The 24,321-nt window shown below is 42.8% G+C and carries 21 protein-coding genes; 5 read left to right on the forward strand and 16 right to left on the reverse strand.

Features of this window, described 5'->3' with window-relative positions:
- Nucleotides 1-35 precede the first annotated feature (35 nt).
- From PSPO_RS10235 to PSPO_RS10245, 3 genes are read right to left on the reverse strand one after another with little or no spacing between them, the layout of a single operon-like run.
- Nucleotides 36-1,655: a PepSY-associated TM helix domain-containing protein gene (locus PSPO_RS10235; RefSeq protein ID WP_010561674.1), complete on the reverse strand. Its 1,620-nt coding sequence runs from the start codon at nt 1,653-1,655 to the stop codon at nt 36-38.
- Nucleotides 1,652-1,978 carry a hypothetical protein gene (locus tag PSPO_RS10240; protein WP_010561675.1) on the reverse strand — a complete coding sequence of 109 codons (327 nt, stop codon included), beginning with the start codon at nt 1,976-1,978 and terminating at the stop codon, nt 1,652-1,654. The genes PSPO_RS10235 and PSPO_RS10240 overlap by 4 nt, the downstream gene beginning before the upstream one ends.
- A complete protein-coding gene (locus PSPO_RS10245) occupies nt 1,975-2,241 on the reverse strand; it encodes a hypothetical protein (RefSeq protein WP_010561676.1) in 267 nt (88 codons plus the stop codon). Before PSPO_RS10245 ends, PSPO_RS10240 begins: the two co-directional genes overlap by 4 nt.
- Nucleotides 2,242-2,363: 122 nt before the next feature.
- Between PSPO_RS10245 and PSPO_RS10250 the strand changes: the two genes are divergently transcribed.
- Entirely contained in the window at nt 2,364-4,424 is a 2,061-nt protein-coding gene (locus tag PSPO_RS10250) for a TonB-dependent receptor (RefSeq protein ID WP_010561677.1), read from the forward strand.
- Nucleotides 4,425-4,490: 66 nt separating this feature from the next.
- Here PSPO_RS10250 and PSPO_RS10255 read toward each other — a convergent pair whose 3' ends face one another.
- Together PSPO_RS10255 and pomA are read right to left on the reverse strand one after the other, a co-directional pair.
- On the reverse strand, nt 4,491-5,408 hold the full coding sequence (locus tag PSPO_RS10255) for a flagellar motor protein MotB (protein WP_010561678.1): 918 nt from the start codon (nt 5,406-5,408) through the stop codon (nt 4,491-4,493).
- A 3-nt stretch (nt 5,409-5,411) separates the two neighbouring features.
- Nucleotides 5,412-6,173, reverse strand: coding sequence for a flagellar motor protein PomA (gene pomA / locus PSPO_RS10260; RefSeq protein ID WP_010561679.1), 762 nt, complete (start codon nt 6,171-6,173; stop codon nt 5,412-5,414).
- A 419-nt stretch (nt 6,174-6,592) separates the two neighbouring features.
- On the opposite strand from pomA, the gene xseB reads away from it, so the two are divergent.
- The 3 genes from xseB to dxs all read left to right on the forward strand — a co-directional run bounded on the left by xseB (nt 6,593) and on the right by dxs (nt 9,660).
- On the forward strand, nt 6,593-6,826 hold the full coding sequence (gene xseB, locus PSPO_RS10265; RefSeq protein ID WP_010561680.1) for an exodeoxyribonuclease VII small subunit: 234 nt from the start codon (nt 6,593-6,595) through the stop codon (nt 6,824-6,826).
- Nucleotides 6,827-6,867: 41 nt separating this feature from the next.
- The gene (gene ispA, locus PSPO_RS10270; RefSeq protein ID WP_267890928.1) at nt 6,868-7,725 is read left to right on the forward strand and encodes a (2E,6E)-farnesyl diphosphate synthase; all 858 of its coding nucleotides are present in this window, start codon (nt 6,868-6,870) and stop codon (nt 7,723-7,725) included.
- A gap of 69 nt (nt 7,726-7,794) precedes the next feature.
- Entirely contained in the window at nt 7,795-9,660 is a 1,866-nt protein-coding gene (dxs, locus tag PSPO_RS10275; RefSeq protein WP_010561682.1) for a 1-deoxy-D-xylulose-5-phosphate synthase, read from the forward strand.
- Between the two features lie 71 nt (nt 9,661-9,731).
- On the opposite strand, the gene PSPO_RS10280 is transcribed toward dxs, so the two are convergent.
- The 11 genes from PSPO_RS10280 to PSPO_RS10330 all read right to left on the reverse strand — a co-directional run bounded on the left by PSPO_RS10280 (nt 9,732) and on the right by PSPO_RS10330 (nt 22,425).
- A complete protein-coding gene (locus tag PSPO_RS10280) occupies nt 9,732-12,851 on the reverse strand; it encodes a ligand-binding sensor domain-containing diguanylate cyclase (RefSeq protein ID WP_010561683.1) in 3,120 nt (1,039 codons plus the stop codon).
- A 14-nt stretch (nt 12,852-12,865) separates the two neighbouring features.
- Complete coding sequence (locus tag PSPO_RS10285; protein WP_010561684.1) at nt 12,866-13,336, reverse strand: phosphatidylglycerophosphatase A family protein; 471 nt, start codon at nt 13,334-13,336, stop codon at nt 12,866-12,868.
- An 11-nt stretch (nt 13,337-13,347) separates the two neighbouring features.
- Nucleotides 13,348-14,316, reverse strand: coding sequence for a thiamine-phosphate kinase (gene thiL, locus PSPO_RS10290; RefSeq protein ID WP_010561685.1), 969 nt, complete (start codon nt 14,314-14,316; stop codon nt 13,348-13,350).
- A 34-nt stretch (nt 14,317-14,350) separates the two neighbouring features.
- Nucleotides 14,351-14,764, reverse strand: a complete 414-nt coding sequence (gene nusB / locus PSPO_RS10295) for a transcription antitermination factor NusB (RefSeq protein WP_010561686.1) — start codon at nt 14,762-14,764, stop codon at nt 14,351-14,353.
- Nucleotides 14,765-14,773: 9 nt separating this feature from the next.
- A complete protein-coding gene (ribH, locus tag PSPO_RS10300; RefSeq protein ID WP_010561687.1) occupies nt 14,774-15,238 on the reverse strand; it encodes a 6,7-dimethyl-8-ribityllumazine synthase in 465 nt (154 codons plus the stop codon).
- Nucleotides 15,239-15,347: 109 nt separating this feature from the next.
- The gene (gene ribBA, locus PSPO_RS10305; protein ID WP_010561688.1) at nt 15,348-16,460 is read right to left on the reverse strand and encodes a bifunctional 3,4-dihydroxy-2-butanone-4-phosphate synthase/GTP cyclohydrolase II; all 1,113 of its coding nucleotides are present in this window, start codon (nt 16,458-16,460) and stop codon (nt 15,348-15,350) included.
- A gap of 24 nt (nt 16,461-16,484) precedes the next feature.
- On the reverse strand, nt 16,485-17,144 hold the full coding sequence (locus PSPO_RS10310; protein WP_010561689.1) for a riboflavin synthase: 660 nt from the start codon (nt 17,142-17,144) through the stop codon (nt 16,485-16,487).
- Nucleotide 17,145: 1 nt separating this feature from the next.
- On the reverse strand, nt 17,146-18,267 hold the full coding sequence (ribD, locus tag PSPO_RS10315) for a bifunctional diaminohydroxyphosphoribosylaminopyrimidine deaminase/5-amino-6-(5-phosphoribosylamino)uracil reductase RibD (protein WP_010561690.1): 1,122 nt from the start codon (nt 18,265-18,267) through the stop codon (nt 17,146-17,148).
- Between the two features lie 4 nt (nt 18,268-18,271).
- Entirely contained in the window at nt 18,272-18,721 is a 450-nt protein-coding gene (gene nrdR / locus PSPO_RS10320; RefSeq protein WP_010561691.1) for a transcriptional regulator NrdR, read from the reverse strand.
- A gap of 70 nt (nt 18,722-18,791) precedes the next feature.
- Nucleotides 18,792-20,048, reverse strand: a complete 1,257-nt coding sequence (glyA, locus tag PSPO_RS10325; protein WP_010561692.1) for a serine hydroxymethyltransferase — start codon at nt 20,046-20,048, stop codon at nt 18,792-18,794.
- Nucleotides 20,049-20,247: 199 nt separating this feature from the next.
- Nucleotides 20,248-22,425, reverse strand: coding sequence for a patatin-like phospholipase family protein (locus tag PSPO_RS10330; protein WP_148665242.1), 2,178 nt, complete (start codon nt 22,423-22,425; stop codon nt 20,248-20,250).
- A 195-nt stretch (nt 22,426-22,620) separates the two neighbouring features.
- Between PSPO_RS10330 and ettA the strand changes: the two genes are divergently transcribed.
- Nucleotides 22,621-24,294 (forward strand): energy-dependent translational throttle protein EttA, encoded by a 1,674-nt coding sequence (ettA, locus tag PSPO_RS10335; RefSeq protein ID WP_040641993.1) that lies wholly within the window; start codon nt 22,621-22,623, stop codon nt 24,292-24,294.
- Nucleotides 24,295-24,321 lie beyond the last annotated feature (27 nt).

Below are 24,321 nucleotides of genomic sequence, written 5' to 3' on the forward strand. Positions count from 1 at the left end.
ACACCTCTTTGTTCAGTCTCTATGCAAGTAATTGTTTACTTTGCGATGCTTGCAGTGCCTTCAACGCTTAGTTGCTTTGATTTATCGAGTGACCAAATACTCTCTTGGTCACCAAAGTAAGCGCGTTTTTCAAGACGTTGATATGCTTTAAAGTAAACAAATGCCGTTATTAATGCGCATACTTCGAGCGTTATTTGCGACAATCCAGTTGCCGGCCATAAACCCAATGTGGGGATCACTAATGCAATAATCGACGTTAGCGGCACCCAAAGGCAGGCAATAATGCTCAATTTAATCAATACCATTGCGGCGCTCGTTGCACCTTTGTAAAAACTAAAACACAGCGCACCAATAAAGCAGCTGTAGTAAACCCACATATACGCCACATTAATGTTAATGCTGCCAATGCTCAACCATTTGGTGGCCGCAAAACAGCTTATTACACCAAGTAATGACCCCAAACACACACCAACAGTTAGGTTTGCCATAAAGCAAACCGACTTTGTTTGCCCACCTTGCTTTTGGCGACGTTTTTCAAGCCATAACAAGTTGCCTGTGTAAAACAACAACGCACCCGCTAAGCCCATAATAAAGTAAAGCCAGCGTCCAAAATTGCCACCATAGCTGCCAAAATGCAGAGCAAAGAACGTACTTACGGCACTGCCCCAAACACCTTGATCGCCGTTTGCGACACTGCTGGTTTGTATTTCAAGTGTATACGGGTGCATAAAAATAAAATCGTTATTTGGTCCTCGCATAACTTGATTTTCATTAACCAAAGAAACAGCCGCATTGGCGCGTGTACCGCTTAAACCCGACAAGCGAATTTCACTCACAGAATAACCGGGGGCATATGCCTTAGCCTTATTTATGTAATCTGATAAAGTCGGTAATTCAGCCAAGGAATATTCCACCTTGCTTGGAGGATCAGATGGAAACATAGGCTTATCGCCATATACTTTTGAAAGTCCCGCATACAAAAAATCGTGAAACGCAAACACCACCACAGTGAATGCAATAATGATATGAAAAGGTAAACTCGCGATGCCGACTAAATTATGGGTGTCTAGCCAAAAGCGGCTCGCGCCTTTTTTTGTGCGCAGTGCGAAAAAGCTTTTAGTTAATGTAGGCAATAAAAAAATCACCCCAGACACTAAGGCAACAAAATATAAAAATGCAGCGAAACCCATTATAAACTCACCAAGGATATGGTGCCCTGCTACATCGCCTAAAATACCGCCAGTTCTATGGAGCATATCAACCAGTGCCGAAAGCTCATTTACATTAGCATCTTGTGTGATTATCTCGCCATTTTGATCAACACTGGCATTAACCACTTTGTCATCAAGCCGTAAACCGCGGCCTTGACCTTGGCTATACCATTGAAATGGCGAATGAGCCTCATCAAAACGTATAGTAAGTTCTTTTTGTGCTTGCTCGTGCTGCGCTAAAAGCTTTGGAAGTGCCGACTCAATTTTTGAAAACTCGACTTGTTCAAGCTTTACACTTGGTGGTGTGCCCCAATCATCAATGGCCATTCGAAACATAGTAATGCTGCCAGCAAAAAAACCAATAAATAAAAACAGCCCTGCAATAATGCCCGTCCATGTATGAACGTTTTGATAAACCCTTAAAATATAACTTCTTACTTTCATAGCGTACTCCTTAGCAATACCCAAACGCTATAAATAAACACATTCGCTAGGCCTAGTTTAAGCCAAGCTACTTTGCCACTTTTGAATAAGTACACAAAGGCAATAACACACAACCAAATTGGCGTAATTAACCACATATTAAATTGCACACGCCACAATGCGCGCTCGTTTGATAAGCTTGTTGTCAGATTATCAGGGCCAAACCATGCAAAAAGTGCTACCAGCCCATAACTTAAGAAAAGCCCCAATATCACGCCCGCCAGTGTTTTTGACCACCAGTCAGGCTGAATCTTATTTTGCTGCCGACTAAGTTGTTCACTCACGTTTTATTCCCCTTTAAAAATAACGCCATCAATGGCAAAGCAATCACACACAGCATAATCACCATCAGGCCAATAAATAGCGAGGCACTAACAGCGTATTTAGCTGCCATTAGCACAAAAGCAAATAGCAACATAAGGTAGGCGATTGGACGCAATTTTTTTGCAAGCGGTTTAACACGTAGTAGCTGATGTTTATTTGATAAATACAACAAGCCAACTGCAAACAACATGATTGTTGCAGGCAACACAATAAAATAACTCATTAAACGCCCCATTAAACTAGTCTAAAAATTAAGTAAATTTAAATTGATGTGATAATTATTTGCATTTAGAATTCAATCCGTATTCATAATACTATTAATATCTTACAAAGGAAATCCCACAAATGCCTACAGCAAAGTCAATTGCTAGTTTTAAACTTAGTACCCTTAAGTTAGTTATTTCAGCAAGTTTATATTCCGGCTTCACCATTGCAGAAGATGAGCAAGAATTAGAATCAATCGAAAAAATCATTGTGATTGGTGAAAAAGCCGACCGCACCTTAAAAGACACTGCATCTAGTGTGTCTGTTATTACCGAAGAAACGCTGCGTTCAATACAAAACATTACGGTCAGTCAGGCGGTATCTGAAATTCCAAATGTGGTTACATTAACTGGTGCAGTGCCTGATATTCGAGGTGTATCTGGTAACGGCTCAGCAAGTGGCTTTAATGGCGTAACTGGCGGGGCTCGTGCTCGCGTTTCAACATTAATTGACGGCGTTGCCGAGCCCTTTATGGCTGATTTAACGGGTGATAGTGGTATTTGGGACGTTGAACAAATTGAAGTATTTCGTGGTCCGCAGTCTACCAGTAATGGCCGTAACAGCTTAGGTGGCTTAATTTACATTAAAACCAAAGATCCTAGCTACGATTGGGAAGGTGCAGCACGGGTTGGCTATCGCAACCAAGATCAATATGTTGATACGTCAGTTATGGCTTCCGGTCCATTAATCGACGAACAGCTTGCGTTTCGTTTTACAGGCCAGTTACTGAGCGGTGAATCGTACGATAACAGCGTAATTTATGAAGACCACGATCCAACATTTGATTTAGACGAACTTAAAACAACACGGCTAAAAGCAAAATTACTGTGGGAACCATCAGCATTAGATGATTTTTCAGCATTGTTAACCATTTCAGATAACAGTGAAAAAGGCGATACCGGCCGTAAATATTTTAAAGCTGCTAATCCTTGGGATTATATTCCTACAGGTCAACGTTATATGGATACAGACAGCACAACAGTAAGCGCTAAGTTTGACTATAAAGCATCAAATAATATTGCATTTGATCTATTAATTGCGGGCATGGATTATCAATGGGGCTTTGAGACTTATGATTCAAAAGTTGAAGACCGTCAAATACTTACAACCGAAGAACAAAACCTTACTATCGACGGCAAGATGCGCTTTGGGTTAAACAATGATGCGCTTTATGGTTTTGTTGGACTAGCCTATTTTGAGCGTGAACAAGATTATGAGAGTGTTGGCGGGTCAGAATATCATGGCCATGATGAAAGTGACTCTAAAGCCATTTATGGTGAAGTGAGCTATATTTTTGCTGATGACTTTACTCTGATTGCAGGCGGTCGTGTGGAAAAAGAATCACAGTATCGCGATTATTTTGGGAAAAAGCTATCGGTACTTGACCAAGACAACACCATTACTCTGCCAAAACTGGTACTGCAATACGCCATTTCAGATGCGACAACAGCAACAGTGAGCGCACGTAAAGGCTATAACTCAGCGGGCGGTGCACTCGATTGGTTTGCGGGTGAATACTATTATTATGATTCTGAATCGGTTAATACCTTTGAAACAGGTATTCGCTCTAGCCTAAATAATGGCAATATTAACGTAAGCGCTAACCTTTTCTACAATGACTATTCAGATTACCAAGCAACTAATTTACAGCGCCGTATTTCAAATATCGACTCGGTCGTTACATACGGTTTAGAAACCGAAATAAGCGCGATGGTAACGCAAGATCTTCGCTTAAACGCAGGCCTTGGCTTAATGAACTCAGAAATAAAAGATGATAGTCCAGGATACGAAAGCATTAATGGTAACGAACTCAGTTCAGCACCCGGTATTACAGCCAACTTAGGCGCAAGTTACTGGTTTACCGATGCCTTATCTGCCAAAGCATCCATTTCATTTGTTGATGATTATTACGGTGAAACATCAAATACAGAGGAACGTATCGCAGGCGATTACACGGTAGCACGTGTCTCGCTTAACTACGAGCTTGAAAACTGGATCATCAATGCGTTTATCAATAACTTAACTGATGAAAAAGCGGTTACGGTTTACCAACCAGTTCAACCCGGTGGCCGTTTACCCGATGGTTATGCCGCGGTTGTTGACCCGCGTACATTTGGTGGCTCAATCACGTATCGCTTCTAATAAAAATAACCATAAAAAACCCCGCAGTTGCGGGGTTTTTTTATTGAAAACGTTGACCTTTGTGGTCTAATTGGACTGCAAATCAATTGGTGTCGATTCTTTAGCCTTACCTTGCATAATCGATATTTCAACCCGACGGTTGCGGCGACGCGACTCTTCATCAACATTCGGCTCTAATGGTCTGGTATCTGCTCGACCAATTACCACCATGCGACCTTTGTCAAACGACGGTACTTTTTGCATTTCCGTTGCTACCGCAACAGCGCGCTTAGCAGAAAGGTCCCAATTATTAGTGTAAAGTTCGTTGCTCACTTGAAAATCATCGGTATGACCCGATACCGTAATTTCGCCGGGCACATCATTTAGTAATGCCGCTATTTCTTGAATAATTGGCTTAAACTGTGGTTGTAAAAATGCACTACCCGATGGAAACGAGCCATTTTCCCGAATACGGATCACAATTTGCTGACCGAGCGATTCTAATTCAATTGCGCCATCAATAATTTGTTGCTCCAGCTGCTGCGCGATTTTTTTAAGTAGCTCGTTGGTTTTTTCTTGCTGCGCTTCGCTGGCGGTTTGTTTAGAGGTACTTGCCGATTCGCCACCTCTGCGATTACCGCGTTGCTCTTGTCTGCCACCTGCACTGTCCTCTTCACCAGCTTGAAATTCAAGCATTTGCTGAGTCATCTCGACAGTTTGCTGCTGAATTGTTTCTATCGGCGTTGGGTCGGGCTTACCTGGACGAAACTCCATAGCAATTACGCTAGTACCTTTTGGAATATCTTTAACTTCAATCTTATTTTGTACACCAAATGCAAACTTCATCGAGCCTGCAATCTGCTTAAACTTCAGTACATCCATTTCTGAGAAAGCTAATAACAATACAAAGAAGCACATTAATAGCGACATTAAATCAGCAAAGGTGCCCATCCACGCCGGTAATCCGGGAGGCGGGCATTTACACTCTTCTGCTTCGTCCGACATCGTCTACCCCTCAGTATCCACTTGGCGTTTAGACTCTGCTAAATAGTTTTTCAAAATACCTTCGATCACTTTTGGATTTTGGCCATCTTGAATACCTAAAATAGCGTCTAAAATTAAGCGCTGATTGAGTTGCTCTTCGTCTTTGCGGTTTTCTAATTTAGCTTGAATTGGAATGGCAATTACGTTCGCAAGGAATGCACCATAAAGTGTTGTAAGTAAGGCAACCGCCATCGCAGGACCGATGGCTTTGGGGTCATCCATGTTCGATAACATGGCTACCAGGCCAATCAAGGTACCAATCATGCCCATCGCAGGCGCAACATCACCCAGTGCTTTAAATAATCCAGCACCAGCTTCATGACGTGTTGTGGTTAAACTTATATCTTTTTGCAATGTGGCACGCACTACATCAGCGTCATGGCCATCCACAAGCATATCAATGCCTTTACGCATAAAAGGGTTAGGGATATCAGCTTCTTCTAGTGCTAAAAAGCCGCCTTTACGGGCTGCATCTGCCAGCTCTACTGATTTTTCAATAAGTTCTTCAGGCGCTTCAATTTTAAACATAAAGGCCTTACCGGCGACTTTACCTATGCCAAAAAATTGCCCCATAGTGTAGTTAGAGAGTACAACAAATAATGAACCACAAAATACAATGAGTACTGAGGGCACATCGACAAACATGCCAATATCACCACCCATGACCATTGCCATCACAATGAAACCGATTGCACCGACAATGCCTATAACCGTTGCTAAATCCACTTTGACTCCCAGTTGTAATACTTATAAACCAAGTTTGGGTTTTAAATTTGAGGCTCAATATGCTTGCGTGAAGACAAGATACCGTAACTATTATAATAATTTACTTTTATTTATCGGCAAGCGCTAGCAAAGTATTAGTAATTTATTTTGCACACATCAACTTAGCTTTCAATAAAAACAGTGACATGATATCAGCCCCAGACAGAATCACCTTAATACTGCTAGCAATAAAGTTTAGCTGCATTTATGACAAATTTATGCGCGCTAACCCAACCTTTAACAAATTAATTTAGCTCAAATAGGAGTAAAACAAAGCGTTAAAGCACATTCGTTAGGATATTTAGCAAGTTAAATTGAATTAGCGCGGCAATAACCATAAAATTAGCCAATTCTTTTTTACTTTGCGTGGCAGGTAACTTATGGCGAGCAAAAAGCCTGAAAATTTAAGCTTCGAAGAAGCCATTTCAGAACTTTCAACAATTGTAACTGAAATGGAACACGGTGATTTGCCTCTCGAAACAGCGTTAAAGCAATTTGAGCGTGGTATTGCCCTCGCCTCGGCTTCATCACAAAAGCTTGAGCAAGCACAACAAAAAGTGCAAATCTTGATGGGGCAAAATGACAATGCCCAACTTGTGGATTTTAACCAATAGGCGTTCAATTGAATTCTGTCGACTCTATAATCTCTGCGTATTTGCCGCGCATTGAAGAAAATTTGAGTGCGCTGATCCCAGCGTCACATCACACGGATGAAAAACTCGTAGCCGCATGTCGCTACAGTTTATTAAATGGTGGAAAACGTTTACGACCGATTTTGGTTTACCTAACAGGTGAATTATTTAACGCCGACAACGCCGATCTAGACCGAATTGCATGTGCAATTGAGTGTATTCATAGCTATTCGTTAGTGCACGATGACCTGCCGGCGATGGATGATGATGAACTGCGCCGCGGCAGACCGACATGTCACATAGCTTACGATGAAGCGACTGCAATTTTAGTAGGCGATGCACTACAGTGTTTAGCATTTGAAACCATTACTGAATCTCAATTCAATTGCACTACTGTTAACAACCAGCTAAAAATCGTGAACACCCTCGCCAATGCGTCTGGGTTATTGGGTATGTGTGGCGGACAAGCACTTGATATTGCGGCAACTGATTCGGTAATTACCCTAACTCAACTTGAGCAAGTACATAAATTAAAAACCGGTGCACTGCTAAAATCGGCAATAAAGATGGGCGCTCTTGCCGGTAATGCCAACGAATTAGAAATTGCGGCACTAGCACGCTATGCTGAAGCAATTGGCCTTGCATTCCAAGTTCAAGACGACATTCTTGATGTTGAAGGTGATACGCACACCTTAGGTAAACCACAAGGGTCAGACATCGAAGCCAACAAAGCAACCTACCCTGCTTTACTAGGCATTGAAGGCGCGAAAGAGAAAGCGCAAAATCTTGTGAACCAAGCAATTGACGCTTTGTCTGAAATAGATGCCGATACAGGTCGACTCAAAGCGATTGCAGAATATATAATTGCTAGAGATCACTGATCCCTAGTGCGCCAAATAAGCGATAACAATAAATTGGCGACTCATTTTTAGGATAGAATTTAAAACATCATGACATTTGATAGTAGCAAGTATCCATTATTAAGCTTAGCGAATACGCCAGAGCAACTGCGTGAAATACCGCAGCAAAACTTGGCTGAGCTAAGCGATGAACTGAGAGAGTACTTACTTAACTCGGTATCACAAAGTAGTGGGCACCTCGCCTCAGGTCTTGGCACCGTTGAGCTAACTGTGGCGTTGCATTACGTATATAACACACCATTTGACCGTTTGATATGGGATGTTGGCCATCAGGCATATCCACATAAAATTTTAACAGGTCGCCGTGAGCAAATGCATACCATTCGCCAAAAAGATGGTTTGCACCCATTCCCTTTCCGTGAAGAAAGTGAATACGATACCTTTAGCGTAGGTCATTCAAGTACCTCAATTTCTGCGGCACTTGGTATGGCGCTGGCGTCTGAAAAAGAAGGCCAAGACCGTAAAGTTGTTGCCGTTATTGGTGATGGTGCGATTACTGCGGGTATGGCATTTGAGGCAATGAACCACGCCGGTGACTTAAATCCCGATATGCTGGTTATTCTGAACGACAACGAAATGTCGATTTCAGAAAACGTAGGCGCGCTCAACAACCACTTTGCACGTATTCTGTCAGGTAGCTTTTATACCAACATTCGTGAAGGCGGTAAAAAGCTACTGTCAGGCATGCCACCGGTAAAAGAGCTGGCAAGTCGTATGGAAGAACACCTTAAAGGTATGGTGATCCCAGGTACGTTTTTCGAAGAATTAGGCTTTAACTACATTGGGCCAATTGATGGCCATGATGTTGGCATGCTAACCGACACCTTACGTAATATGCGTAACTTAAAGGGTCCGCAATTACTTCACGTACGCACGCAAAAAGGTAAAGGTTATAAACCAGCAGAAGCTGATCCTATTGGCTACCACGGCGTACCAAAGTTTGACCCAAGCGAAACCAGCTTGCCAAAGTCAAAACCGAGCGCACCTACTTTCTCAAAAGTATTCGGCGATTGGCTATGCGATATGGCCGCAAAAGACCCGAAACTTATGGCAATTACGCCTGCGATGCGTGAAGGTTCAGGCATGGTGCGCTTTTCAAAAGAGTTCCCAAGCCAATATTATGATGCGGCAATTGCCGAACAACACGCGGTAACCTTAGGTGCAGGCTTAGCCTGTGAAGGGCTTACCCCAGTTGTGGCGATTTACTCAAGCTTTTTGCAACGTGGTTACGATCAACTTATCCACGATGTAGCATTACAAAACCTACCAGTAATGTTTGCCATTGACCGTGCAGGCGTGGTGGGTGCAGACGGTGAAACTCACCAAGGTGCATACGATTTAAGCTACATGCGCTGTATTCCAAATATGGTGATCATGGCACCAAGTGATTTAGACGAATGTCGTCAAATGCTTTACACCGGCCATCTTCATCAAGGACCAAGCGCGGTACGTTACCCTCGTGGCAGCGCAGGCGAAATTATGCCAAATGATGCGATGAGCGCACTTGAGATTGGTAAAGCTAAGGTTATTCGTGAAGGTAAGGACACAGCAATTTTAAGCTTTGGTACCTTGCTTGACGAAGCAAAGCAAGTGGCTGCAGCGCTTAACGCGACGCTACTTGATATGCGTTTTGTTAAGCCACTTGACGAAACGGCAATTAAACAGCTTGCAGCTTCTCACAGCACCTTAGTTACCCTTGAAGATAACGCGCTTATGGGCGGTGCAGGCTCTGCTGTGAACGAATTTGTAATGGCAGAAAAGTTAAGCATTCCAGTACTTAACTTAGGCTTACCTGATGTGTTTATTAAACACGGTACGCAGCAAGAGATCCATCAAGAGCTCGGCCTTGACGCTGACGGTATTCAAAAGAGTATCGAAACGTACTTAGCCAAATAGCGCATGCCTTAAGAATTCAGGTTTCAGCAACTTACTGAAATCTGAATTCTAAATCTTTACACTTAACTTTTTTATATCTCGGAAATATGCAGTTTAGCTTGCTCAGAATCTAATAACGATTCTAACTGCTGAGCAACACGTTCACTGTCTTCAAATTCAAACGCATCGATATTATCTGAAAAGCTAAAGTAAGCCACACTGCCCGGTTTTTTCGCCTTTGCTTTTTGCAGTGCAATATCAGCAATTTTAATAGATGTTTCCCAGCTAATAATTTGTCCGCCAAGTAACGGTAGTGGGTAAAATGCCCAACCAACCGAGCCTGTTAGTTTTGTTTTACGGCCATCAGGCATAACAAAATTTTGCCCAGCAAGCTGATGACTAATACTGCGCGCAAACTGATGTACGGCGCTCTTTTGCATATCCCTTAATAAAATCAAGAACTCATCGCCACTCCAACGTACCACATAGTCGGCACCTTGTACCTGCTCTGTCAGCAAGGACGCAATTTGCTGTAAACAGTTATCGCCAGCAAACGAACCAAACACATCGTTAACGCGGCTAAACTTGTCTAAGTTCAAAATCAGCAGTGCCATACATTTACCCTGAATTTCAAGGCTTTCGCGGTTACTTTGGAAATGCTCGATGTCTTTCGGTAGTTGATCAAATAAGAAGCGACGGCTGCGAAGGCCTGTAAGCTCATCTGAGTGACTTACCAGTTTGAGCCTGTCGTTAGCTTTATTAAGTTGCTCGTTCGCAGAGATAAGCGCTTGAGTACGCGTTTCAACTAAGCGTTCTAACTCTTCTTGTTTTCGCCTTTCTTGATTGCGATAGAACAAAAACACAATATACAGGGCAAGAATAAACGACATCACAACGATTAAACGAAACACCACAGTTTCATCGAAGGCTTTTGGAATAATCAAGGTTTGTGAAATCGTATCGGCACTACTCCACTCTTGTCCGCGTCGTTTTGCTTGCAGTTCAAAAATAAACTGTCCAGCTGGTAAGTTTGCATAGTTTGCTTCACGGCTATTATTTGCTTCACGCCATACCCCATCAAGGCCAACAAGGCGGTAGCGAAAATCAATTTCAGAAGCGGTTTGGAAGTTAATTGCAGTATAACCCAGTGTTAAATTTCGCTCCTCTGTTTGCAGAGTAAGGGTATCGACCTCAGGTACTGAATAGGTATTTTTCTCGCCCCCGTTATCGGCCGTGACCGTTTCAATAATCGGGCGAATATCACTTTCACTAAACAACCGAATATTGGTTGGAATTTCAACTAAACCAGATTTACTTGGATACCATAAGCTCGAACCGATACGGGCAATTGCACCAAGCGCATTACCCGAGCAACACTGGCTGGTTTTGCCATCAAGCTGTTTGTTGTAAGGCGAGATAACCTGTTCAACTTCAAGCGATTGAATGCCTTCTTCAAACTGTTTAAGCGGCAAGCGATAGACACCTTTGCTAGTGCTCACCCACAAATAATTCAGGACTTGATCAAAATGCAAACTTAAAATAGGTCCGTAAGGCAAGCCATTAGATACATCTAACTGACGCCAAACGCCTTTTTCACTGCGATAAAATAAGCCATTATTTTGCGTTGCAACAAACAGCCTATTTTCAACGGGAAGAATAAAACTAATATTTGATTCAGCTAATGCGCTGCCCATGGCTAAACGCTCGATACCACGCTCACTGAAAAAATAAGCGCCGCGCGAAGTGCCTAAGTAACCTTTGCCATTTTGCTCATCGATAAAGGTAATGTATTTACTATCAAGAAACGAGTTATAAACAAACGAGCGTAAACCGTTAAACGCCAAACGATATAAACCACGATCTGTGGCTAACCAAACGCCGCCTTGCTCTGCACTTTCTATAGCAAACACGGCTGTTGCACGTAAGGTTGCGGCATCAAGTTTAAGTAATTCTTTACCATCGTAAACAAAGGCCCCACGGTTGGTTGCGATAAATAAACGCGAGCCCTGAAAATGTAAATCATGAACGGTCAAACCACCGAGTTTTGCCGCCGCGATTTCTACGTTAAATAAACCGCTTTCATCTAAATAACCAATACCATTTTTGGTGGCTAGCCATAAACGCTGATCTTCTCCATATTTTAGCGTAGTAACCGATTGATTTAAGCCTTTACTATCGCGATGACGCTTTACTTGGCTAGGGCGCGCTTGCCACAATCCTTCTGTTAAACTTGCAAGCCAAATAATGTCGTCTTGCCCTCTGAAAATATCTGAAAACCAAACCGTTTGTTCAAGGTCTGATTGCTCAATCCACTGCCAAATACCACTGCTATCGCGATACAATAATCGCCCTTTAGTCGAAACCCACAATGAACCATCTGAATCGTACATAAATTTATATACTGTGGCGTTATTGGCATAAGGTAATGAAAAAGGTCTCAACTCTTGGTCAATATCGAGAAAGTAAGCGCCAACTTCAGAGGCAATAAATAAGTCCCCTTCCAGCCACGCTAAGTCGTATAATACCGATTGTGCTAAGCGCTGCGGCAATGAAATACGTTCGGTAATTTCAAAGCGGATTTTACCGGTAGTTTCATTCGCTAAACTTTGTAAATGCAGTAAAAAACGATCGTTAATCAACCAAATACCGTCAGGCGACAGTGCCATTTTGCGCACTTCACCAATCAGTTTCACTAAGGCATTTCGTTTATTGCTAAAGTTATTATTAGTGTCATTTACGCCAAGCAGCTGAGAAATGGTATTGAGTTTTTGGTTGGAGTAAAGGTAAAGACTGTTCGATGCAATCCAGATACGGCCGTTGTTGTCTTGTGCGATATCACGTACTGGGCCGTTTAAACTAAAGCGCTCTGATGTCAGCTCACTTGGGCTAAATTTTACTAGCCCGTTATCGGTGCCGATCCATAAAAAACCGTCGTTATCGATAAGCAAACTGTTAATTGCATTGCTTGGCAAAAAATCACTGTTATTGACATTAAAATTAGTAAAGCGATTACCGTCGAAACGACTCAAGCCAAACTGGGAGCCAATCCACAAGTAACCTTGTTGGTCTTGTACAATGTTTTTAAGTGATTGTGATGCAAGCCCGTGCTGAATATGCCATTGTTTTACCACATAGTCATCAAGCGAAGCGTATGTCGGTTTGAGTGTACTAAGTAATACAACTGTAAATAACAATATTAAGCGAAACAGCACGGTTTATCTCATTATTAAATTAGCCCGTAATAAACAACTAGCTGTAAACATATAAGTGAAAATATCCCTGCCAGAATATCGTCAACCATAATGCCAAAGCCACCTTTTACATGTTTATCGAGCAGTGTGATCGGCCAAGGTTTAACAATATCGAAAAAGCGGAATAAGATAAAGCCAACCAGTAAGGTTTGCCACGAAATCGCTGCGCCAATCATGGTGATATAAAAACCCGCCACTTCATCCCAAACAATGGCAGGGTGATCATGTACGCCAGCATCGCGGCTTGCAACGTCACAAAACCAAATACCAATAGCGCAAATTGCAATCGCAACAACCAACTGTAGCCACAGCGGCGCCATCATGGTAAGGAAAATAAACGGAATTGCCGCTAAGGTACCAAAGGTGCCAGGTGCTTTAGGCGCCAGCCCTAAACCAAAACCCAGCGCACAGAAATGTGTAAATTTTTTTAAGTTAAATTGTGCCACGCACACTCCGATTATTCTGCATTAAAGTGCTCAAAGCCACATTGCGTTAATGTTAACGGTTTACCTTCAAGCGTCAATTCAACCTTACCAACATTATTATTGATTTGACCGATACACGACAAAGCAACGCCATACTGTTTGAGCGTCATTTCAACTGTGGTACGACGTTCTTCCGGTAACGTGAATAGCAGCTGATATTCATCACCATAGGTTAAGGCATAATTAAGCGCTGACTCTAATGGCAATACGTCTTTTATTGTTGCCGCCAGTGGGATATTTTCAGCAAACAATTTTGCGCCAACGCCCGACATCTGACAAATATGGCCGAGATCGGCAATTAAGCCATCCGAAATATCAATACAACTGGTTGCTTTGCCACGTAACATTTGCCCTGCTGCAACTTGCGGTGTGGGGTAATCAAACGCTTTATTGGCATTGGCAAACTGCTGCTCAGTAAGCGATACTTTGCCATACTTGCTATCAATTGCGAGCCCTGCATCACCTAAAGACCCCGTAACAAACACCCAATCACCATTTTTTGCACCACCGCGTGTTAACGCACAGCCATTTGGCACAAAACCTTTGGCACAAATACTAATGGTTAATGGACCTTGTGTAGTGTCACCACCGACAATTTGCACATTATAGTACTCAGCAATTTCATGCATTCCTTGGGTAAACTGCTCAAGCCATCTTGTCTCGGCGTTTGGCAGCGTAAGCGCCACAGAAATCCACGCTGGCTCTGCGCCCATTGCAGCTAAATCACTTAAGTTTACGGCAAGTGCTCTGTAACCGAGTGCTTTTGGGTCAATATCTTTAAAAAAGTGAACACCTTCAACAAGGGTGTCTGTGGTCACGGCTAATTGACAGTTTTCAGGAACGTTTATCAGTGCTGCATCATCACCAATGCTCAATGAGACATCTTTACGTGCGACACCGCGGCCTTTGAAAAAGTGAGAGATTAATTCAAATTCTTGCATGCACAAAAAAGCCGGCCTAAAGCCGGCTCTCCAATTATTTCTTTCTAAGCTGATTCTGGGTCTTATCTAGCACCCCATTCACAAACTTATGGCTATCTTCAGCAGCAAATAGTTTTGCCAGCTCAATACCTTCATTGATAGCAACTTTATAAGGTACGTCTTCGCGGAACTTAAGTTCATAACAAGACAGACGCAAAATCGCTTTCTCGATTAAATCGATTTCTTCAAAAGGACGATCTAAATGCGGCGTAACAGCTTCATCTAGTGCCTTATGATTGACTGCAACACCACGTGCTAAGTCTTTAAAATAATCCACATCAATTTTGCTTACATCGTTTTCAACAAGCATTTGTTGTTCGATATCTGCAACCGGATTACCGCTTACTTGCCATGAATAAATTGCTTGTAACGCCAGTTTACGAGCTTTACGTCTAGCTGCTGGTTTCATTAAGTACCCTTAAATTTGTTCTAACAGGTTAACCATTTCTAGCGCACCTAAAGCAGCTTCGCCACCTTTGTTGCCCATTTTGGTGCCCGCACGCTCAATTGCTTGCTCGATGTTTTCAGTTGTTAAAACACCAAACGCTACAGGAATATCGTAGTCTAGCGATACACTTGCTAGGCCTTTATTTGACTCATTAGCAACTAAGTCAAAGTGCGGCGTACCACCACGAATAATCACACCAAGTGAAATGATTGCATCAAATTCTTTCTTTGCTGCGATGCGCTTAGCTGCTAGAGGAAGCTCTACAGCACCCGGCACATAAACAACGGTAATATCGTCGTCATTTACATCACCAATACGCTTTAAGGTATCAACTGCACCATCAAGTAAGCTTTTACCAATGAAATCGTTAAAGCGAGAAATAACGATAGCAAACTTTTTCCCTTGAGCGTTTAATTTACCTTCAATCACTTTCATTTTATGCCCTTCTCTTTGGCTAATTCATTTATCGCGCAATCGCAAAGGCGCGAATTTTATCATACTAAATTAAATTTTTTTAGGCTTATTTTTAGGCTTGTGGTTGAGCCTATTGCGGCTCAACGTATTCCACTACTTCTAAGCCAAAACCTGAAATCGCATGGTACTTCTTCGGCATGCTCATTAAGCGCATTTTATGAATGCCTAAATCAGCCAAAATTTGTGAGCCTACGCCTACGGTGCGCGATGTACCTTGGAACTTTCGCACGCTCGGGCTTTCGCCTTTGTCTTGTGCTTCAAACGCTTTAAACAGGTGTTCAAGTTCTTCTGGGTTTTCGTGTTTCGCTAAAATAACTAATACACCGTTATTTTCAGCGATGTACTTCATCGCACCTGACAGTGTCCAGCTGCGATCGGATGCGCGATCTGACAATAAAATATCGTTAAACGTACTTTGTAAGTGAACACGTACTAAGGTTGCGTCATCTTCTTTTACATCACCTTTTTTCATTGCGTAATGAAGTTGACCGTCAATTGTGTCTTTATAGGTCACAAGGTCAAACTCACCGTGTTCAGTTGGCAATTTACATTCTGCTACACGTTCAATAGTGGCTTCATTTAAGTTGCGGTATTCAATTAAATCCGCAATGGTACCCATTTTTAAACCGTGCTCTTTAGCAAAAATTTCTAAGTCTGGACGGCGCGCCATGGTGCCATCTGGATTGAGTATTTCAACGATCACTGAAGATGGCTCGCAGCCTGCTAAGCGCGCTAAATCACAACCGGCTTCTGTGTGTCCTGCACGAGTCAATACACCACCCGGTTGCGCCATAATTGGAAAAATGTGACCTGGCTGTACGATATCTTCAGGTACCGCACCCTTTGCCACTGCAGCTTGTACTGTGCGTGCACGGTCTGCTGCTGAAATACCCGTTGTTACACCCTTTGCCGCTTCAATCGACATGGTAAAATTGGTAGAAAACTGTGCGCCGTTATTGCTTACCATTAGTGGTAAGTTAAGTTGCTGGCAACGCTCTTGTGTTAGCGTTAAACAAATCAAACCACGGCCATGTGTCGCCATAAAGTTAATTGCATCGGCACTGATGTGCTCAGATGCCATAATTAAGTCGCCTTCATTTTCACGGTCTTCGTCATCCATCAGAATGACCATTTTGCCTAGACGGATATCTTCAATAATTTCTGCTGCAGTGTGTAAGCCCATTTTGTTACCTTTGCTTGCGACTGGTTATCGATTCATAAAGCCAGCTTGCGCTAGAAGCTCATGAGTGAGAGAACTGGTTGGTTTTGCATCTTGCTGTGGCATCATTAAACGCTCCAAATAACGTGCGAGCTGATCCACTTCTAAATTCACTTTGCTACCTACTTTAAAGCCACTAATCGTGGTTTCGCCTGCTGTGTGCGGCACAATGGTTAGCTTAAATTCGTTGTCGTTTATTTCGTTTACCGTAAGGCTAATGCCATCAATGCAAACCGAGCCTTTATACGGGATATACTTGAGTAATTGCGCTGGTGCACAAAGCCAATAATCGGTTGCACGGGCATTGGCTTCAATACGGGTTACGGTTGCAATGCCGTCTATATGCCCAGAAACTAAATGACCGCCTAAACGCGATTGTGGCATTAACGCTTTTTCAAGGTTAACGGTTTGCCCAACTTGGTAGCTTTCAAAGTTGGTTAACGATAGGGTTTCTTTTGATACATCGGCTACATAGCCGTGGCCTGTTAAAGCAATAACCGTTAGACATACGCCATTGGTTGCAATGCTGTCACCTAATTTAACATCAGCCAAATCAAGTTTGCCTGAGTTAATGGTAACGCGCATGTCGCCAGCAATCATTTCAATTGCCGCAACGTTTCCGGTTGCTTCTATAATGCCTGTAAACATATTAATTTCTTTTTACTAATGCATGTAGACAGATATCCTGTCCAACTTGCTTGAGTGTGTTTATTTCAAGTTCAGGGACTTGAGACATGGTTGTAAATGTTGGCAAGTTAATCAAGCTCTTACTACTGTGCCCCATCAATTTAGGCGCCATAAACAGAACAAGTTCATCGACCAGCTGCTGTTCAAACATTTTACCTGCCAAGGTTGCGCCCGCTTCTAACAGTACTAAGTTAACGCCGCGCTCGGCTAATAATAACAATAAAGCGCGTAAATCTACTTTGCTATTGTTTTGCTCAACCACTACTTGTTCAACAAAATGCGGCCAAGTGTGCGATTTATCAAGTGTTGTACGTGCAATAATTATTTTAGATGGTTGCTGAAATAACGCGAGATCCGGCGTTAGTCGATTTTGCGAATCAATAATCACGCGGATTGGCTGGCGAGTACTGTGTTTTGCATCAGTATCTGTCAATTCATCAGGGCGGACATTTAATTTCGCATTATCGACAATAACGGTATCTGCCCCTGACAGTACCGCACAACTTTCTGCCCGTAAATCTTGCACTGCGCGGCGCGATTCACTACTGGTAATCCATTTACTTTCACCATTTTCAAGTGCCGTTTTGCCATCAAGGCTTGCCGCTAATTTACAGCGTACAAAAGGCAAGTTGGTGCGCATGCGTTTTAAAAAGCCCAAATTGAGTGCTTCGGCTTCATCGTTTAATAAGCCAAAATCGGTTTCGATTCCGGCATCTTCGAGCATTTTTAAACCGCGACCTGCGACTTCTGGGTTTGGATCCACCATAGCAGCGACAACTCGGCTAACGCCTGCTTTAATTAGGCCTTCAGCACATGGCGGCGTGCGACCATAATGCGAACACGGTTCTAGCGTGACGTACGCGGTTGCCCCTTTAGCATTGTCACCTGCCATTTTCAGTGCATGCACTTCGGCATGAGGACCACCTGCTTGAATATGAAAGCCTTCACCGATGATTTGATTATCTTTAACTAAAACGCAACCTACGTTGGGGTTAGGCGTGGTGGTAAATCGACCGCGTTTAGCAAGCTCGATAGCGCGCGCCATATATTTGTGATCACATTCAGAAAAGCGATTGTTGTGCATCAGATTACTCACCTAAGCGTGCGATTTCTTCGCCAAATTCTTTAATGTCTTCAAATGAGCGGTAAACAGATGCAAAACGTACGTAAGCAACTTTATCGAGTTTTTTCAGCGCTTCCATAATAAATTCGCCGACCGTTTTACTGTCAACTTCGCGCTCACCTGTTGCACGCAATTGCGATTTAATTTGGTGTACTACTTCTTCTACTTGTTCTGTACTGACAGGGCGTTTTTCTAGCGCACGATGCAAACCATTGCGAAGTTTATCTTCATTAAACGGTTCTCGGCTGCCGTCTTGCTTGATTACGCGTGGCATAACAAGCTCAGCACCTTCAAAGGTAGTAAAACGTTCGTGACATTCATTACATTCGCGACGGCGGCGAACCTGATGACCACCACCTACTAAGCGTGAATCGATAACTTTGGTGTCATTGGCTGTACAAAAAGGACAATGCATAAACAACTCTCGAAAGAAAAAAGGCCGCAAAAAAGCGGCCTTATCATATCATGTTAACAATGAGAAAACATTATGCGTAAACAGGGTGTTTCGCACAAATTGCTTTTACTTTCTCACGTACTTCATCTTGTACTTTTGTATCTTCGATGTTGTCTAGCACATCACAGATCCAGCCAGTTAACTCTTTTGCTTCTGCTTCTTTAAAACCACGACGCGTGATTGCAGGAGAACCGATACGCAGACCAGACGTTACAAACGGAGAACGTGGGTCGTTTGGTACTGAGTTTTTGTTAACTGTAATGTAAGCATTACCAAGTGCTGCGTCCGCATCTTTACCTGTGATATCTTTGTTGATTAAATCAAGTAAGAATAGGTGGTTGTCTGTTTTACCAGAAACAACGTCGTAACCACGTGCTTTAAATACTTCAACCATAGCTTGCGCATTCTTAACAACTTGTGTTTGGTATGCTTTGAACTCTGGCTCTAGTGCTTCTTTAAATGCAACCGCTTTAGCAGCGATTACGTGACATAAAGGACCACCTTGACCACCTGGGAATACCGCAGAGTTTAACTTTTTGTAAATCTCTTCGTCACCACAGTTAGACACGATTAAGCCACCACGAGGACCCGCTAGTGTTTTGTGTGTTGTTGTCGTAACCACGTGTGCAAATGGCACTGGGCTTGGGTATACGCCTGCAGCAACAAGGCCAGCAACGTGTGCCATATCAACTAGAAGGTAAGCACCTACTTTGTCTGCGATTTCACGGAATTTAGCCCAATCAACAATACCTGAGTATGCTGAGAAACCACCGATAATCATTTTAGGCTTGTGCTCTAGTGCTAGCGCTTCAACTTGTGCGTAGTCGATTTCGCCAGTTTCTTCGTTTAGGCCGTACTGAACTGCGTTGTACGTTTTACCTGAGAAGTTTACGTGTGAACCGTGAGTTAGGTGACCGCCGTGTGCAAGGCTCATACCTAAAACTGTGTCGCCCGGCTGAAGTAACGCTTGGAATACTGCCGCGTTTGCTTGCGAACCCGCGTGCGGTTGCACGTTTGCGTAATCTGTACCGAATAATTCGTTAGCGCGATCAATTGCTAATTGCTCAACAACATCAACGTGCTCACAACCACCGTAGTAACGCTTGTAAGGGTAACCTTCCGCGTATTTGTTAGTTAACTGAGAACCTTGTGCTTCAAGTACACGCGGGCTACAGTAGTTTTCAGACGCGATAAGTTCGATGTGCTCTTCTTGACGCTGCTTTTCTTTTTCCATTGCGCCAAATAGTTCTGGATCAAAATCCGAGATATTCATGCTACGTTCTAACATGGTTACTCCTAAATAGAAGATGGTTGTGGGATAAAGGGCGTATTGTACGCTTAAAAAGCGCCCTTGCCTACTTTGTATATGTGAAGTTATTTAAACAGGGATTGAAAATTTTTCACAGTGTATTTTTAATGATATTTTTAAATCGAAATATAAATATTTAAAATACAACACAAACCATCCATTAAATTTAATTATGCAACTACCAGTGTTTGCCTAATGATACAAAAAAGCTGGATTCGCCATCGTCGGTTGCGCCAAAACCAAATGCAGCTGGGCCAAAGCGTGTATCGGTGCCAACAAACAAGCTGCTGGCAAAAATAAGCTCAGATAAATCGACGCTTTGTTGAATATCCCACACATTACCTACTTCAGCACTCACACCAAGGTAAAGTGGCATGCTGGTCATATTAAGCATATCGCGTCCTAAATCGTATTGATAAATCACTGCGCCAAACGTTTTTTTAGGACCGTTTAACACGTTTTTGCCATAACCTGATAAGTTTAAAAAACCACCCAAGCGCTCAGTATTAACGGTAAATGTACCGTCTGATTCATAACTGGTATACGATGCTGTGCCAACTAAGCCGTGGTGGCGAATAGAAAAAGCGCCGCGCCAATCAATTTTGTATTTACTGGCATAGCGACTGTCGATTGGGTCCAGGCGATCATCGTACGCTTCTTTAAAACGCCCATAATAAACACGTAGTCGATTACCTTGGGTTGGAAAACTAATGCTATCTAAGGTGTCATACATCAAACTGCTGTAAAACCCCGTTTGATCAAAGGGGAATTTATCATTTATCAATGATTTTTGTTCAAGTTCGCCTACATCACGTATTGTGCCAAACTCAAATCGCCAAAAATTATTAATGTTGTAACCGAGCGCCAAATTACCACGTAGGTGATTCTTTTCTAAATCAAAGTACGCTTGCGTTACCGTTTGTAGCTTGTATCTGTCTTTGATAAACGCGAGGCGAGCACTCGCATAATAGTCATCTTCTGCGTTTAGTGGTTGATAAAATTCGGTCGCGATATACTCTTCAAAACCAAGCGAGATCTCATTGCGCCAAAGCCCTCCATAGCGATTAATATTGCCGCGCGTAAACGCCATATCAATTGAGAGCACCGAGTTTACTGTCACGTCACTTTGATAATTAGCGCCAAAATCTAAATAGTTTGGCCCCCACGATTTACCAATTGTTTTTAATACCAACACTCGCCCTTGCTCGGTATCTTTAAACTCGGTTTCAACACGCTCAAATTCATTGAGCGCATAAACGCGATTTACCGCCTGCTGCACATCATGCTCTGACGGAGTGTCTCCTGGGTTAATCGAAAAGTGTTTGAGTATCAATTTATTATTTACATCTGACAAATTATCCAACGAAATCGCAAGTACTGGGTTATAAATTGGCTGAAACCACACTTGGCTGCGCTCGCGCTTAGCGACTTGATACGCCTCAAATGCACTCGGTGAAATAGCTAAGGATTGCAGTTTTGGTTCTGCGATTTTTGCAGCGGCAAGGCCGCGCACTAACGACTCTTCTAAATCAGCCCAGTCGGTGGTGCTTAAGTCATCAATGTCGGGGCGAATATAAATATCTTTTTCACTTAGCAAACGTTTTTGCCATTGTGTTGAGGCATTGGTCAAAATGGTAGAAAGTTGGCCAAGTACTTCCATGGTTGATGTGAACTCATTCGACTGAGCAAGTGATGCACCTATATCTACGGCTATAACGATATCTGCGCCCATCTCTTTTACTACGTCAACCGGCAAATTATTGGCGATGCCACCATCAACCAGCAAGCGACCATCAATTTCGGTCGGCTGCACAGCCCCGGGTACCGAGGCCGAAGCTTGCATTGCTTCAGCAATACTACCAGATGAAATTACCACGGCTTCACTGGTCGATAAATCGGTCGCAATTGCGCGATACGGGATTGCCAGCTGGTCAAAATCATCAAACAAATGCACTGAACGCGTTGAGTTTCGCAATAAACGACTCATACTTTGCCCGACAAGCAAACCTTTAGATGAGCGCAATGCACCGTCACGAATACCAAAATTCAGTTGTAGATTATATTTATCGCGTAACTCTTTATCGCGATAGCGTAATACTTCTCTTGGAATATCATCTGAATAACCTTGGTTCCAATCTTCATTAAGCATAAATTTTTCAATTTCACTTGCTGAATATCCCAAGGCATACATACCTGCAACATAAGCACCAATGCTAGTACCGGCGATATAATCGATTTTTACATTATTCGCTTCAAGTACCTTTAACACGCCAATGTGCGCGCCGCCTTTGGCGCCGCCACCACCGAGCACTAAACCTATTTTTGGCTGATTCGATGCACTTAGTTCAAAACTCATCAATATTGAACAAAATAAAAGATAAAGAGAGGTTTTATTTAGCGCCGGCATAGGTAAGCAATTACTATTATTTTTATGTGACTTTACCTTAACTTAACAGAATGACATTTTAAATCTACTACGACATTGAATGCCCCCATTTATCACACTACAATATGCAGCAATTACATTATTAAAATCACTATAGGATTATTCATGCCTTTACCGGATAAGTTTATCTACACGATGCATCGTGTAAGTAAAGTAGTGCCGCCAAAGCGTACTATTTTAAAAGATATCTCGCTTTCATTTTTCCCTGGCGCAAAAATTGGTGTGCTTGGTTTAAACGGTGCAGGTAAATCTACCTTGCTTCGTATTATGGCGGGCGTTGACACTGAGTTTGAAGGTGAAGCGCGCGCGTTCCCTGATACAAAAATTGGTTACTTACCACAGGAACCTGTACTAGACGAAAACAAAACAGTACGTGAAACAGTTGAAGAAGCCCTTTCTGAAGTAACGAATGCCCTTGCACGTTTAGATGAAGTTTACGCTGAATACGCAATGGACGGTGCAGATTTTGACGCATTGGCAAAAGAGCAAGGTGAACTTGAAGCAATTATTCAGGCGCACGATGGTCACAACCTAGATAATGCACTAGAGCGTGCTGCCGATGCACTTCGTTTACCAGAGTGGGACACGCCAATTAAAGTACTTTCAGGAGGTGAGCGTCGCCGTGTTGCAATTTGTCGTTTATTACTTGAAAAGCCAGACATGCTATTACTCGACGAACCAACTAACCACTTAGATGCTGAATCAGTAGCTTGGTTAGAGCGTTTCTTACACGATTACGAAGGCACTGTTGTGGCGATTACCCACGACCGTTATTTCTTAGATAACGTGGCAGGTTGGATTTTAGAGCTTGACCGTGGTGAAGGTATTCCGTGGGAAGGTAACTACTCATCATGGCTTGAGCAAAAAGATGCGCGTTTGAAGCAAGAAGAAAAAGCGGAAAAAGCACGTCAGAAATCAATTGCGCAAGAACTTGAGTGGGTACGTTCAAACCCGAAAGGCCGCCAGGCTAAATCGAAAGCACGTATGGCACAATTCTCAGAACTACAACATTCTGATTACCAAAAGCGTAACGAAACCAACGAGCTATTTATTCCACCAGGTCCTCGCCTAGGTGATAAAGTACTAGAAGTAAACAACATCAAAAAAGGCTACGGCGACCGTGTACTAATTGATGATTTAAGCTTCTCAGTACCAAAAGGTGCAATCGTTGGTATTATCGGTGCTAACGGTGCTGGTAAATCAACCTTATTCCGTATGCTAGGCGGTCAAGAAACACCAGATGCAGGTTCATTTGAACTAGGTGAAACCGTTGAACTTGCAACAGTTGACCAGTTCCGTGACGATTTAGATGGTTCAAACACCGTATTCCAAGAATTATCTGAAGGCCAAGACGTATTGAAAATTGGTAACTTTGAAATTGCTAGCCGTGCTTATGTATCGCGCTTTAACTTTAAAGGTAACGACCAGCAAAAATACGTGAAAGACTTATCAGGTGGTGAGCGTAACCGTCTTCACCTAGCTAAGCTGTTAAAAGCTGGCGGCAACATGATCTTACTCGATGAGCCTACCAATGACCTCGACGTTGAAACACTGCGTGCCCTTGAGAATGCGATTTTAGAATTCCCAGGCTGTGTAATGTGTATCTCGCACGACCGTTGGTTCCTTGACCGTATTGCTACGCATATTCTTGATTACCGTGATGAAGGTCAAGTTAACTTCTTCGAAGGTAACTACACAGAATACGAAGCATGGCTTAAGAAAACGCTTGGTGCAGAAGCGGCGCAACCTAAGCGTATTAAGTACAAGAAAATCGGTTAATTGATTTTCACACTATACAAAAAAGCC

Origin of the sequence: Pseudoalteromonas spongiae UST010723-006 (assembly GCF_000238255.3) — a bacterium.
Taxonomy (GTDB): Bacteria; Pseudomonadota; Gammaproteobacteria; order Enterobacterales; family Alteromonadaceae; genus Pseudoalteromonas; species Pseudoalteromonas spongiae.